The 12,821-nt window shown below is 68.0% G+C and carries 15 protein-coding genes and 1 pseudogene; 8 read left to right on the top strand and 8 right to left on the bottom strand.

From position 1 onward, the window contains the following. Nucleotides 1-148: 148 nt before the first annotated feature. On the bottom strand, nt 149-1,072 hold the full coding sequence (locus BBH68_RS31000; RefSeq protein ID WP_141713092.1) for an ArsR/SmtB family transcription factor: 924 nt from the start codon (nt 1,070-1,072) through the stop codon (nt 149-151). A gap of 178 nt (nt 1,073-1,250) precedes the next feature. Between BBH68_RS31000 and BBH68_RS42265 the strand changes: the two genes are divergently transcribed. Next, complete coding sequence (locus BBH68_RS42265; RefSeq protein ID WP_065967053.1) at nt 1,251-1,619, top strand: hypothetical protein; 369 nt, start codon at nt 1,251-1,253, stop codon at nt 1,617-1,619. 482 nt (nt 1,620-2,101) lie between these two features. Here BBH68_RS42265 and BBH68_RS42605 read toward each other — a convergent pair whose 3' ends face one another. The 3 genes from BBH68_RS42605 to BBH68_RS30985 all read right to left on the bottom strand — a co-directional run bounded on the left by BBH68_RS42605 (nt 2,102) and on the right by BBH68_RS30985 (nt 3,645). Further along, the gene (locus BBH68_RS42605) at nt 2,102-2,242 is read right to left on the bottom strand and encodes a hypothetical protein (RefSeq protein WP_174589114.1); all 141 of its coding nucleotides are present in this window, start codon (nt 2,240-2,242) and stop codon (nt 2,102-2,104) included. Then, nucleotides 2,242-2,931 carry a hypothetical protein gene (locus BBH68_RS30990; RefSeq protein WP_065967052.1) on the bottom strand — a complete coding sequence of 230 codons (690 nt, stop codon included), beginning with the start codon at nt 2,929-2,931 and terminating at the stop codon, nt 2,242-2,244. The genes BBH68_RS42605 and BBH68_RS30990 overlap by 1 nt, the downstream gene beginning before the upstream one ends. A gap of 120 nt (nt 2,932-3,051) precedes the next feature. Next, a complete protein-coding gene (locus BBH68_RS30985; RefSeq protein ID WP_141713091.1) occupies nt 3,052-3,645 on the bottom strand; it encodes a hypothetical protein in 594 nt (197 codons plus the stop codon). A gap of 121 nt (nt 3,646-3,766) precedes the next feature. Here BBH68_RS30985 and BBH68_RS30975 point away from each other — a divergent pair. Next, nucleotides 3,767-4,569, top strand: a protein-coding gene (locus BBH68_RS30975) for an IS5 family transposase (protein ID WP_425428866.1) whose coding sequence is annotated in 2 segments (ribosomal slippage) — nt 3,767-4,108 and nt 4,111-4,569 — 801 coding nt in all. Because the reading frame shifts where the segments join, the coding sequence is not laid out codon by codon here. A gap of 173 nt (nt 4,570-4,742) precedes the next feature. Here the strand turns inward: BBH68_RS30975 and BBH68_RS30970 are convergent. Then, nucleotides 4,743-5,927 (bottom strand): annotated as a pseudogene (locus BBH68_RS30970) (IS701 family transposase). A 53-nt stretch (nt 5,928-5,980) separates the two neighbouring features. Next, nucleotides 5,981-6,178, bottom strand: coding sequence for a hypothetical protein (locus BBH68_RS30965; RefSeq protein ID WP_065967048.1), 198 nt, complete (start codon nt 6,176-6,178; stop codon nt 5,981-5,983). An 89-nt stretch (nt 6,179-6,267) separates the two neighbouring features. Here BBH68_RS30965 and BBH68_RS30960 point away from each other — a divergent pair, with 89 nt between their 5' ends. From BBH68_RS30960 to BBH68_RS43510, 3 genes are all read left to right on the top strand, one after another. After that, entirely contained in the window at nt 6,268-6,849 is a 582-nt protein-coding gene (locus tag BBH68_RS30960) for a restriction endonuclease (protein ID WP_079151310.1), read from the top strand. A 43-nt stretch (nt 6,850-6,892) separates the two neighbouring features. Further along, on the top strand, nt 6,893-7,606 hold the full coding sequence (locus tag BBH68_RS30955) for a restriction endonuclease (protein WP_065967046.1): 714 nt from the start codon (nt 6,893-6,895) through the stop codon (nt 7,604-7,606). Between the two features lie 619 nt (nt 7,607-8,225). Continuing rightward, entirely contained in the window at nt 8,226-9,284 is a 1,059-nt protein-coding gene (locus BBH68_RS43510) for a hypothetical protein (RefSeq protein ID WP_245738388.1), read from the top strand. Between the two features lie 230 nt (nt 9,285-9,514). Here the strand turns inward: BBH68_RS43510 and BBH68_RS30945 are convergent, their stop codons facing one another. Together BBH68_RS30945 and BBH68_RS42260 are read right to left on the bottom strand one after the other, a co-directional pair. After that, complete coding sequence (locus tag BBH68_RS30945) at nt 9,515-9,952, bottom strand: ATP-binding protein (protein ID WP_281182500.1); 438 nt, start codon at nt 9,950-9,952, stop codon at nt 9,515-9,517. An 85-nt stretch (nt 9,953-10,037) separates the two neighbouring features. Continuing rightward, a complete protein-coding gene (locus BBH68_RS42260) occupies nt 10,038-10,190 on the bottom strand; it encodes a hypothetical protein (protein WP_158080417.1) in 153 nt (50 codons plus the stop codon). A 715-nt stretch (nt 10,191-10,905) separates the two neighbouring features. Between BBH68_RS42260 and BBH68_RS30940 the strand changes: the two genes are divergently transcribed. From BBH68_RS30940 to BBH68_RS30930, 3 genes are all read left to right on the top strand, one after another. Continuing rightward, a complete protein-coding gene (locus tag BBH68_RS30940) occupies nt 10,906-11,169 on the top strand; it encodes a helix-turn-helix transcriptional regulator (protein WP_065967044.1) in 264 nt (87 codons plus the stop codon). A gap of 168 nt (nt 11,170-11,337) precedes the next feature. Next, nucleotides 11,338-12,246: a DUF6083 domain-containing protein gene (locus BBH68_RS44120; RefSeq protein WP_065967043.1), complete on the top strand. Its 909-nt coding sequence runs from the start codon at nt 11,338-11,340 to the stop codon at nt 12,244-12,246. After that, on the top strand, nt 12,243-12,803 hold the full coding sequence (locus BBH68_RS30930) for a hypothetical protein (protein ID WP_065967042.1): 561 nt from the start codon (nt 12,243-12,245) through the stop codon (nt 12,801-12,803). Before BBH68_RS44120 ends, BBH68_RS30930 begins: the two co-directional genes overlap by 4 nt. Nucleotides 12,804-12,821: the final 18 nt, after the last annotated feature.

The raw sequence follows: 12,821 nt of genomic DNA, 5'->3' as shown, positions 1-12,821 counted from the left end.
GTTTGGTTTGGGCGCGGGAGCAGACCGACTCCCGAAGCGAGCTGGCGGAGCGGGGCTGCGTCTTCACCCGCATCGGATGGAGGTGAGCCTGGTTTTCGAACCGCCAGTATTGGGTCGCTGCCCAGACCAGGTCGTGTCCCGTTTGCGCTCATGCCCTCCCGTGCGCAAGGAGATCCAGGCCGAGGGGTGTGCACCAGTGCCACATGGCCTTGCCGTCGCGCTGGGAGACGATCAGTCCGGCTTCGCGGAGGATCTTGGCCTGCATGGACGCGGCTGCTGGGCTGACAGCGAGTTCACGGGCGAGGTCGGTGGTGGTGTGCTGCCGGACGAGCAGGCGCAAGGCCTGTGCCCGGGTACTGCCGACAAGAGCAGCCAGCGAGTCTGCGGGGGTTGAGGCATCCCGCAGCGGCAGTGGCGTGACGGCTGGGTAGATCAGGAGAAGCCGTCCGTCGGGGTGCGGCGCTGTTAAGAGATGGTCGGCCCAGAACAGGGCCGGCTGCAAGATGATGCCGTGCCCGTGCAGGGTGAGATCGAGATCGCGGGGAAAGGGTGCTTCTAGGGTCATGCCGCGCCAGCGGATGGACGGCGCCAGCCCCGTCAGGGCAGCGTGCAGGCCCTGCTGGGCAAGGATGCGGGAGCGCCAGGCGGTTTCGGCGTGGAAGCCTGCCTGGATACGGGGCCATGCCTCGGCGATGACACTGGCATGGCTGGCATGGACGGCCAGCTTGAGGACCTGCCAGGCGTCTCGATCCCGATCGGCGAGGCCACGCACCCACGGAGTGATCAGGCGATCAATCGCGCACATCCGGCGCAGCTCTGCGCGGGCTTGGGGACGGGGCGTGGACAGGATCTGGTCCATGCCTTCTTCTACATCGTCGCTGGGCGGGTCCATGAACATCGGCCCGGCACCCAGCGGGGAGACCAACTGCAATATGGGGTGTGCCAGTCGTGGAAGGGACCGGGCCAGGCGCCGCCGCCATGGACTAAACACCGGGTTCCCGTCTCGACGCTGCAGCATCGCCATGGCCATGCCGAGTTCCATCAGGGGTGCCGGCCGGTCGGCGACCGTCACCCTCAAGAGATCCTCTGAAGTGCAGTGAATGCGTAGCACGCCAGCCTCCGGAACGATTCAGCCCTCGCTGAAAGCATGCCGCAGCTCTGCTGGAACGGGGAGCCTGTACGCGACAACCAACAACCGGCCCTCACTGCTGATGTCACGAGGGCCCGCAGGAAGGCAACGGAAGGCAAACATGATGCTTCGTCTGCGCAGGATGGCCATGGCCACGGCCTGTACGGCCGCACTGGCCGGTTCGTTAACGCTCGGGGCCGGGGTGGCTTTCGCCGGGAGCCACGGTCAGCAGATCCATTTCCAGGACAGGCGGCACAAGGTGGCGTCAATCTGGCTGGACGGGAAGAACCAGAACGGTAGGACCGTGCAGTTCTGCTGGATGACGCCATCGAAGGACACCTACATCCGTGACAACTGGTGGGTCGGCAGGGTGGACATCACGGAGTTCAGGAATCGGCATTGCGACCACGAGAACAACGGAGTGGTCGGCTACCTGCACCCGAACGTTCCGCGCATGCAGGACAGCGACTGGTACCTGGTGCACAACTGACCCAACACACTGCCGAGGCCCCAGCGCGAGTTCCTCGGGGCCTTTTGAGCCCGGCAGCCTCGCCACGCCGGACATCGTCTGGCCCGGAGAGCCGCCTGGTGACAACGCCCCGACCCCGGCATTGCAGCTGCCGGGGTCGGGGCGTTTCGCATCGTGCCACGGCGGTATCCACCAGTAGCCACCCAGGGGGGTAACGTGTAGTCGGCTGGGTGGCTCCTGGTCGCCAGGTGCCGCGGGGCCGTTCGGCCACGAGCTGGACCTCGCGCAGGCATTCGCGGCAGTCCGGCAAGCCGCTCACGGGGCGGCCTTCCTCCGTCGACCAGGTGAAGCCGCACAGCGATGTGGGCAGGCCTCTGTAGTCATCGGAGGTGGCGTGGGAGCCGTAGCCCGGGACGTTCCATGTGACCGGCGTTCCGCCGTCGTAGGGGGCGCCGTCCGGCCAGTCGTAGACGGGCTCAGTGGTGGTGCAGCGCAGCCGGAGGTCAGGGCCCTCCCAGCGGGAACCCTGCCCGGGCCTTGGCGGCGGCGTCGACGGCGTCTGCCAGGCGTTCGAAGGACAGGTCGTAGTCCCTCATGTGCTTCCAGCTGCCAGGCTCCTGCTCGCGGACCAGCGAGCGGAACATCAGCAGCAGTCGCTCCAGGTCGTGATGCCCGACCCGGACCGTGTTGGTCTCCGGGTCGTAGCCGTACGAATCCTCGGTGCCAGTCTTCTTGGGCATCGCACTTCTCCTAGAAGCTGTCGTGGGCGTCGGGCCTCACGGTCGGCAGGGCGAGTTTGAGCGAGGCCCGGGGCTCTGTCGGGGGCCTGCCAGCCGGCATCGTCGGCAGCCATCGAGTTGAAGGTCTCCCGCATCAGCTGGTCGGTGGCGCCGGGCTGTTCGACCAGGCTGTCGAAGAGGTCGGCGAGCAACCAGAGCACGAAGTTGTGTACCAGGGCCTCCTTCGGCGGGATCGTCCCGAACTGGTCGCGCCAGGCCACGGTGTCCATGCCCATGGCCGCGGCCATGAGGACGCCGGTGACCATCGGCACCTGGGCGGGGTCGGCCGACTCGAAGTCAGGCAGCTTGCGGATCACGGCCGGGATCAGATCACTGAGCGGATCGAGGCGGTCCTCCTCTGCGCCGTGTGGCTGGCCGATGATGTGCGCGGTCAGCACGCCCACCAGGAAGACCGCGCCCCGGGACACTTCCTCCCGGCCGTAGGAGTCCATCGCAGCCTGGACACGCTGCTGCGCCTGCCGGCGCTCCTTCTCTGGCGTGCGCTTCTCCAAGATCCGGTACGAATCCCATGCCGCGCGCACTGCCTCGTCCACGACTACACCCTCACTGGTCATGCGCTGACCGTAGTGAGTCGGCGGACTGCGGTGGCGGTACTCACACAAACCGCCGGCACGGAATCGGTGCGGCCCGCCGTGTTCCGGCCAGGCCGCTGGTCAGCCGACCGTTCTGCCCGGGAGCGGGCTGTCGCAGGGGCAGTGCGTGCAGACGGTGCCAGCGAACGCATGGTCCGCCGCGGCGACGTTGCGGCCGGTGAGATGGGCGGCCGCGTCCAGCGAGACGGACAGCGGCCGACGGGTGGCAGTGCTGAACTGGTACGGCTTGCCCGTGGTGATGTACCTGTCAGCTGAGGCGGCAGCGCGACCAGGGTTCTCTCGATAGATGCTGGTTGCTCGTGTCTCTCGGCGCCACTGCTCTACCGCATCACCCCACCGCGCTTCAGCATCCGGCGCTTCCATGCGGAGGGCCTCTGCGATCGTCTCCCAGCTGGTCCCACGGACCCGCTCTGCGATCACAGCCTGCCTCAACACCGAATCGAGCGAGTCGAGCGAGTCGAGACGTTTCGCTCGACGTGCATAGTCGCCGGCCTGCGCCAGGTCCTCGCCCACCGTCTGCGCGTACTGGCCGAGGGCGGTCGCGGCGGATTCGATCACGGACACCAGATGGATCCTGGCGATGTCGGATTCGGTGAAGCTGTCGGCCGGCAACTCACACGGATCCACTCGGATAGTAACTGCCTCGCTACTCATGGCGAGGATCGTAGGGGTGTGCTTGAGCACTCCGAGCCACCTGTCACCCGTAAGGCTCACAGGCGATATCGGCTTGGTCCCTCTTTAGACGCCGTCTCATTTGGGCCCGTAATCTTGAGGCATGGTGATCGTGGAGCGGCTGGTCCCGGACGGGTTGTGGGAGTTGTTCCAGCGAGTGGTGCCGCCCGCGCCGACGCGTCCGCAGGGCGGTGGGAGGCGCCGGTACGGCGACCGTGAGGTGCTGGCGGCGATCATCTTCGTGGCCACCTCCGGCTGTACGTGGCGGCAGTTGCCGCCGGTCTTCGGTCCTTCGGGGCCGACCGCCCACCGACGTTTCACCGAGTGGAGTGCCGCCCGGGTCTGGGCGAAGCTGCACCGTCTGGTGCTGGACGAGCTGGGCTCGCGCGGGGAACTGGACTGGTCTCGGTGCGCGATCGACTCGGTGAACATGCGGGCCCTGAAAGGGGGGACCTGACAGGTCCGAATCCTGTGGACCGGGGCAAGAAGGGCTCGAAGATCCACTTGATCACCGAGCGGACCGGTCTGCCCCTCTCGATCGGGATCTCCGGCGCGAACCTCCACGACAGCCAGGCCCTCAAGCCCCTCGTTCGCGGCATTCCGCCGATCCGCTCCCGGCGCGGCCCGCGCAGGCGCAGGCCCGCCAAGCTCCACGGTGACAAGAGTTACGACTACGACGACCTGCGCCGGTGGCTCCGCAAGCGTGGCATCCGACACCGCATCGCCCGTAAGGGCATCGAGTCCTCCACCCGGCTGGGCCGGCACCGCTGGACCATCGAACGCACCATGTCCTGGCTGGCCGGCTGCCGCCGCCTGCACCGCCGCTACGAACGCAAGGCCGAACACTTCCTGGCCTTCACCGCCCTCGCCTGCACCCTCATCTGTCACCGCAGACTCACCAAATGAGACGATGTCTTAGTACTGCAACGGTGCTTGCCGTGACTGATGGCCAGTTCAGGGGCTGTGTCCGCGCCGTTTGTAGTGGCTGGTGCGGGCCTGGTGTTGTCGTCGTCGGCGCCAGGTCGACCAGTGCAGGATGTGCTCGACGGGTGTGGGCCGGCGGTCGGTGAGGCGGGTGATCAGCCGTCGTATTTCGGCGAGGCTGAGGTGGATGAGCTGGGAGGATCCGTTTCTGCTTTCTCGGCATCCAGCTCGCGGGCTCGCAGGACGGTCAGACAGGCGTGAGCGGCCATGGCCAGGGTCATGTGCCGGTGTCAGCCGGCGTAGCGGCGGACCTGGTAGTCGTCCAGGCCGCATTCTTGTTTGGCGCTCTGGAAGCATTCCTCGATGGCCCATCGGCTGCCCGCGATGCGGATCAGGTCGTCAAGCGTCGTATCGGCGGGACAGTAGGCGATGTAGTAGGAAATCTCCGCGGGGCGGGCGACGCTGCGGCGGGCGATCACCCAGTGGCGGCGGTCAGGTCGGTGCCAGGGCCGCACCTCGACGCGGGCCCAGTCGTAGATCCGCAGGCCGTGAGCCCCGGTGCCGCAGGGACGGCGCTTCCATTTCTGCCGTGGCAGGCCATTGAACAGGTCGTGGACGGGGTGGTCGATCGCCCAGTGAGTGACGACGGTGTCGTGTCGGGTGGTGGCCATGACGTGGAAGACGTCCGCCCCCTCCAGCTCAGAGCGCCAGCCCTTGGAGAAGCCGTAGGCAGCATCCGCGGTCACCCACCGAAACGGGATCTTGTCCGTGATGGCGCGGCGGACCATCGCCTTGGCCATGGCCACCTTGGTCTCGAAGGCGACCTCGTCATCGATACCGGCCCGGCGGCACCTTTCGCGATCGTCGGTCCAGGAGGTGGGCAGATAAAGGCGGCGGTCGATCAGTGTCCGCCCGCGGTCGGTTGCATAGGCGAGGAAGACGCCGACCTGGCAGTTCTCCGTCCGCCCGGCAGTGCCGGAGTACTGCCGCTGCACCCCGGCAGACCGCGTCCCCTTCTTCAAGAAGCCCGTGTCGTCCACGACCAGGACGGCATTCGGGTCGCCAAGGTTGCCGACGACGTACTGGCGCACGTCGTCGAGCACCTCATCGGCGTCCCACTCGATCCGGTTCAGCATCCGGTGGATGCGGTCCGGGCCTGCGTGACCGGCTTCCTCAGCCAGCGTCCAGCCGTTCTTGCGCTGCAGCGGAGCGATCAGGCCCCGCATAAAGGCCAGCGCCGACTCCCGCGGCTCCGACCTGCTGAAACGGTGCACGAACCGCTCATGCACGGCTTCCAGTTCACCCGCCCACAACCTGACATCAGCAAGGTCCCCACCCATAACCACACCAACGACCGACCTGGCCATCAGTCACGGCAAGCACCGTTGCAGTACTAGTCCAGCGCCTTGCGGATCGTGGACACGGACACCGGCCGGTTCTGCCCGCCCCAACGCCACTGGAACAGCAACGGAAGCGGCGGGTTCCAGACGCGTTCGTTCGGGTCGTAAGCACGGACCATGGGAATCGCGCCAGAGGCATCCCGGACTCGGCAGACCATCGCGCTGAGCACGTCGGCGAGTTCCGGACTCACCAGCAGGAGCCGCTCCTCGTCGGTCTTCGACGGGACGATCTGCAGGCGCAGTTGTAGTGGCCCTGGCCGCGCTTGTCCTGGCTGTCCGGATGGCTGCCGGGGCAGTCGGCGTACTGAAGGATGTCTGGCCGGTCGTGCTGATCCTCGTGTTGCTCGCGGGGGCCGCGGCGGTGTGGAGGAGCAGGCAGACGGCCGCGAGGCGGCGTCGCGAAAGGGAACGGCTGGCCGCCCTTCGGATCACCCTGGAGGAACTGGACGCCATGGGCGACCGCCGGTTCGAGTACGCCCTGCGGGATCTGCTGGTCCGTGACGGCTGGCCGGCCCGGAGGGTAGGCGGCGGTCGCGACCAGGCCGCCGATGTCATCGGTGACCACCCACAATGCGGGCGGATCGTCGTGCAGGCCAAGCACACCTGTGTCGGCGGGAAGGTGGGGTCATCGGTGATGTACGAGGTGAAGGGGACGGCTGGGCCGGCCCATAAAGCCGATCACGCTGTCGTCGTCACCCACGGGGCCTTCACCCGTAACGCCATGGCGTGGGGTGACCGGCGCGGCGTGCGCTGGGTCGACCGGGAGAAACTGCAGCGCTGGGCCGAGAATGGCGCCGCCCTGCACGAACTGCTTGGAGTATCCGCGCGCTTGCGCCCGAGCTGGTTCAAGCGCGCTGCCTGACCAGCAGGGTCCTGGATCATCATTCATCACGTCTGGAGGTGTGGTGTTCGAAGAGGATGGGTCGCTCGACCCGATGCTGAAGTTCCTGCTGTACGCAGTCCTCACACTGGCTGCGGGCAGGATGCTGTGGGAATGGCTGACCGAGGATGTCAGCCGGTGGATCACCGTTGACCTGTGGGGCCTGATAGCCGACCACCCGTGGGGAGCCGGAGTCCTCGTTGCCGGCGGACTGCTCCTGCTTCTCCTGGTAGGCAAGCTCCTGTCACGCCTGCTCGATCCCGGTGTCTACGCCGGCCCGCACGACACGTTCGTCGATCCATCTGACAACTGGGCCGACCCGGATGTGCTGACGTTCAAGATGAAGCAGCTGTCCGCGATGAGCGCGACGGGCTTCGAGCAGGCGTGCGCCGACCTTCTGGCCCGGGACGGATTCCGGAGTCCGCGGCGGGTCGGTGGCGCCGGGGACCTCGGGGTGGACGTTACCGCCCGTGATGATGAAGACCGTCTCTTGATCCTGCAGTGCAAGCAGTACCAGAACCCAGTTGGCTCAGGGCATGTGCAGAAGTTCAACGGGACAGCCCGGCTGCACCATGGAGCCGACGTCCCCATCATGATCGCGCTCAACGGCTTCACTCAGCCGGCAGTCGACTTCGCCCAGCACCACCAGCTCATCCTCATGGGCCGCCCGGAACTGAAGAGGTGGGCCCATGGCCAGCACCTCTACGACGTCCTCGGCATCCCGAGCACGACACCGTGACGCCAGGCCGACCGCGATCCGGCAACCGCACCCGCGTGCCGTGGGAGGGGGCCATCCCGTAGGCGTGTCCAGTGCCTCGCCCCTGCCGTCCCTGTTTGCGATTCCGTCTTCGCGCACCAGATCACCGATCCCCACACCTTCTTGCCCGCCATCTCCACTGCCCTCCGCTCTGGCGGCTGTCTGGCATTCAGTACGCGCTGGCGCACTCCAGCACGGGCGAAGCTCCTGCGGACTATGTATGCCCGCCCAGGTACGGGCGGACGGCACCTGGATCAGGATGGGCGGGTGCACGTCACTCACAAACTGTTCGCAGGCACCTGTGCGCCATCGGACTACCACGACGCACAGGCACGGGCCTGCGCGTATCGGCTCCCCCTGGGGCATCCTGCCCGGCCCGCCCCCGCGGGGCGGGATGTCCCCGATCCCACCGCAGGACGAGGCGGTGGTCGGCTGAGTTGTCAGAGGCTCGACGCGCTCTGGGGGCAGCCCCAGTATCTGCGCGGAATTGCTCTATGGCAGCGCGGCTGGTTCGCTACTGTCCCGGTATGGGTTCCACCCGCGGTGCTGGCCGTCGCGGGAAAAATGGGGAGGCTGGAGCCTGACGGCGGGGGAGGGTTGCGTGCTTGACGAGAAGGATGTCCTGGAAGCGGTACGGCGACGCATCGAAGAGCGCGGTGAAGCCTCGAAGCTGGGCTTGCCTGATACCGCGGAGATCACCTGGCATTCCCTCCTGGAAGGCGAGATCGTCCGGTCCATCGAGACCCGCACCCAGGAGGAACGGAAACACTATGGCCCCATTGACCTGGCGGACCAGCCGGAGTACGACACCCTCGATCGCTACCACGTCGCCGTGCCGAAGGATCTCACTACGACGCAGACGATCACACTGGTGCGGAGAGGCTCGGTAACCGAGCGGTCCTGCGACTGCAGCAACGGAAAGACCGCCTGCCCGCGCTGCCAGGGCCGCGGAGACCTACCTTGCGATCCGTTAACGGCCTGCGCCGCCTGCCGTGGCACCGACTCCTGCCTACGGTGTGAGGGCACCGGCAACAGGATTCGCAACAACCCCGACGGCCAGCAGCCGCTGGAGGACCGCGCCACCTGCCGGCAATGCGGAGCACTGGACGCCGCCTGCCCCGTCTGCCGTGGCCGTGGCCGCACCACCTGCTCGACATGCGACGGCCAAGGCGTACGGGACTGCCCCGACTGTGACCGGACGGGAACCGTGCCTCACCAAAGATGCAAAGGCACCGGCAGAACCGTCACGTGGATCGAGGGCACCATCAGGCGCAAACCCCTGGTCGAAAAGATCAAGCACCCCAAGGCAGGCGTGCCGTACCTGGCCTGGGAGGGGGCACGCGAGAGCGGCCACTGGGATCGGGCACATCTGACTCACCAAGACACGCTCCCCATGGATCTGACCCACGGGTTTCGCAAACTCGTGCAGCCGCACCTCACGCCGTGCAAAGGCGAGATCGCCCGCCAGGCCACCTTCAAGTACCTGCAACTGGCCCGCGCCGAGGCTCCCAACCACCCGCACCGGGTCTATTACGTCTTCCCCACAGCCTCCTCGCCTCGCGTGCTTGTCCTGCCCTCGCAACGGAGAACCTGGCAGATCGCCGGAGCCACCCTGTGCGTCGTCCTCGTGCTCTTGCTCATTCTCTGGCTCATGCCATAGCAGGCGATCCCCGGGAGAAAGGGCCGACGAGGGGGAGGACCCCATTGGGCCACAAGAGAGCGCGTGGCTCGTCGGACCCGGTCCACCAGAGGCGGCTTTGGAAGGGTTTCCCAGCTCAGATCATCCTCCGGAAGACGGCCAAGGCTACCGCCGCCTGGTCGACGAGGGCGGGCCCTCGCGGACAGCTCGGTAAAGCTGTGTGAGGACCACTGCCACGGTGTCGTTGAACCTCAGCTCGTTCCCGCCCAGGCAGTGCATGGGGCGAGGGTGGTGGGCACAACCGCCCAGACCGTCTTGCCGGTGTTGCTGTGGAGTGAGTACCCCCAGTCGTGGGCGAGTTCGCTGATGATGAGGAGCCCTCTGCCGCGAGTGTCGTGAGGGGTGGCTGTGCGGGGGAGGGGTTTGTCGGGGCTGGGGTCCTGTACGGCGCAGACGACCGTTTTGGTGGTGTTCATCAACCCCAGCCACCCGTGGCGGTCGGGGTGCGGGGCGAGGGCGTGCCGTACGGCGTTGGCGACAAGCTCTCCGACAACCATCGTGACCTCATCGGCACAGTGACGCCGGCCCCACCGGGCCAGTGTCTGTTGGGTGAAGCGCCGGATCCGGCCCAGGCTGGCGGAGCTCGCACGGAAACGGTGCCCGGCAACCCCGGCACCTTCTTCGTCGATTTCCAGCTGGCCCCAGAGCCAGGCGCCCAGGCGTCCGTGTGACCCTCTCGTGGGACAAGCCCTTCGTGGATCGGATTACCGCTGGTCACGAGCTTTCCTCGCGCAGGTCGACCGCCGGGGTCGGCTGGTCCTGGCCCGGCAGGAAGACCTCGTAGTTGATCCGCTGACCGAGCTCCTTCGTGCGGTCGTTGTCGATCAGCCGCAGGTAGTCGGAAAGCCGCCAGTGATCCGTAGCCACCCTCAACCGTAGGCTGAGGGATCCGTCCAGAAAGGAACCTCTTCAGAGCCTTGCTCGCACAAAGAACCTTCCGAGACGAAGGGGGTGCTGGAGTTCTGTCCGGGCGCGGGAATGGCGGACTCCGCGGGCGCGGGCCGCCGTGGAGGCGGAGCGGGGGAGTGGCGAAGGGGCTCGGCGGCTACTGCCGCATCCGCGGTGACGGCCGCGCAGGCGCGGCAGACGTCGCTCAGCCGCCACAGGCACCCGCTGCGCTCACGGGCCAGCAGCAGGACCAGAGGGCCACCACAACCGCGGTGCCGGGGATGCCACTGGCAGCCGTGCTCGCCGCACTGGCAGGTACGCAAGTGATAGGCGAGGGCTTCGCCGCGTGCATGGTGGCCCAGGTGAGCCACCACAGAAGCGCGGACGCCACCGGGCCCCACGGGAACCGGGCCGCAGCGGTCACACAGCAGTGCCCGCCCGAGGGAGAGCGGGCGGATCTCCACCGTCCAGGTGCGCCGCCCCGGGCGCGTGGTCGTGCCGGACCCCATCGGTCGTTCCTCCGTGCCGTGACAGGTGTCGCCGGCTCTGCTCACCGCCCCGTATGCGAGGCGCGAGAGGGCTGGCGGCGGCACACGGTAGTGCAGATGTCTGCCCCGGGTGTCTGTTTGACACCGGACGAAAATAGGGCAGAGGCGCACTGACAGGGCAGGGGTCTGCACCGTGCGATGGACGGGTGACGATCTTCCCGCCCGGCCCGAACCTCGACGAGCTCCGCCTGGAGCTCTCCCGGCTACGGGCCGCGCGCGGATGGACCTACGACCAACTCGCAGCGCGCAGCGGCCTGTCCCGCCGCACTCTCATCGAGCTCGAGCAGGGTCGCACCATCGGCACCCTTCAAACCTGGCACGCCCTCGCCCATGCCCTCGACGCCCCCCTTGACCTGCTCCTGGGCAGATTGTGCGACGGCCATCAACCGCCCACCCCGCCGGAGCACTGACCGCACACAGCACCTGCCGGGCCTGGCAAGCGGCGCCACCTGAACTGAGGACCGCACCCGAATCAACTACCGACCAAAGAACATAAGTGCGGCCCCTTGCCGCCGCGCGGGGGACATCCGCGGCAGCGCTCCGCTACATACGGCGTGTCGCCTGCCAGCTTCCCCGCCATGCACGCCACGAACACCGCCGCGACGACCGACCTCGCGTGGGACGGCAGCCCGAAACACCGCCAGCCCCCACGCTTCCTGCGCGTGGCCCCCGACAGCCCTACCCGCCTCCTCCGCGCAGCCCAACAGGGCCGGTGCGCCGACTGCGGCAACCGCATCGAGTGGTACGAGCGCACCGGCGGCCGCAACCCCGTCCCTCTGCACCCGCACGAACTGCCGGCCGCCGCCGTACCCACGAGCCAGCGCTGGCACATCAACTCCGGCATCGCTCACCCGGCCGGCGACGGCTCACCGTGGTGCCGCGTGCGCCACCGCGCCCTGTGCCCCGCCCACACCGCCGAACCCCACACCGGCCTCCTGAAGGCACTGCGCCGAAGCCTGGCCCTCCACACCCGGCGCCTGCGCGACACCGGCCAGCTCACCCCACCACCGCCCTCGCCCCCTGACTCACCGCCCGCACACCCGCCCACCTCGCAAGCGCGGCCCGTCGTGCAACTCCTGTGCCTGCGCTACCTCGCCCCCGGCCCACTCGAACACATCCCCTGTGTGGCCCAGACCCGCGCACGCCGCCGCTGCCCTCATCCCGTCCTCGACCCCGACGCCCTCCCCGGCACCTGGATCCTCGCCCCGCTCCACCCAGGCCACCACCCAGGCCACCACCCCGGCCACCACCCAGGCCAGCTCCCCCTCGCCGAACTGTGGCTGGCCCTCTACGGCCTGACCCACCTCCCCTACAGCGAACAACTCCGCTGGCGCGCCCAACGCTGCACCGCCCACGCCACCGCCCCCCAGGCCGCCGACATCGCCCGCACCACCTGGGAACCCTTCAACCCAGCCACTCACCACCAGCACATCCAGCACCACCTCCCCGACACCGCCCTGCACCCAGCCCAGCGAGGACGCAGGTGACAGAGTCCGCCTCCCGCGTGCTGATCTGCGGAAGCCGCCGCTGGCCCTGGCCCGACACCATCACCACCCTCCTGGACCGCGCCGCCGCCCCGCACGGCAACGACCTCGTCATCATCGAAGGAGCCGGCACCGGCGCCGCAAGCGCCGCCCACCACCGGTGCATCAACCACGACCTGCCCGCCTGGCGCCACCGCTGCCACCCCCTCACCCTCACTCCCGGACGCCGCACACGCACCCGCTGCTGGAGCGAAGCCGAACGCAACCAGCGGATACTCCACGACGAAGGCCCCCGCCTGGTCATCGCCTTCCACGAGAACTTCCACCCCCACCACACCGGCAGTACCACCGACATGTGCCGCCGCGCCCTCGCCCACCAGGTCCCTGTCTGGCTCGTACCCACCGCCGACCCCGACAAAGGCCTGTGGCTCAACCCCAGCCACTACACCACCCAGCACCCCGGCCACGGCTCCCCGCACCAAGACCGGCCCGACCCCCAGGCCGACACCGACACCCCACCCCAGACACCGGCCGCCAGCACAGCAGAAGCACCGGCATAGCCCGCACACACCACATCA

Source organism: Streptomyces sparsogenes (assembly GCF_001704635.1).
GTDB classification, from domain to species: Bacteria; Actinomycetota; Actinomycetes; order Streptomycetales; family Streptomycetaceae; genus Streptomyces; species Streptomyces sparsogenes.
This window is presented reverse-complemented; position numbering and strand designations above follow the sequence as displayed.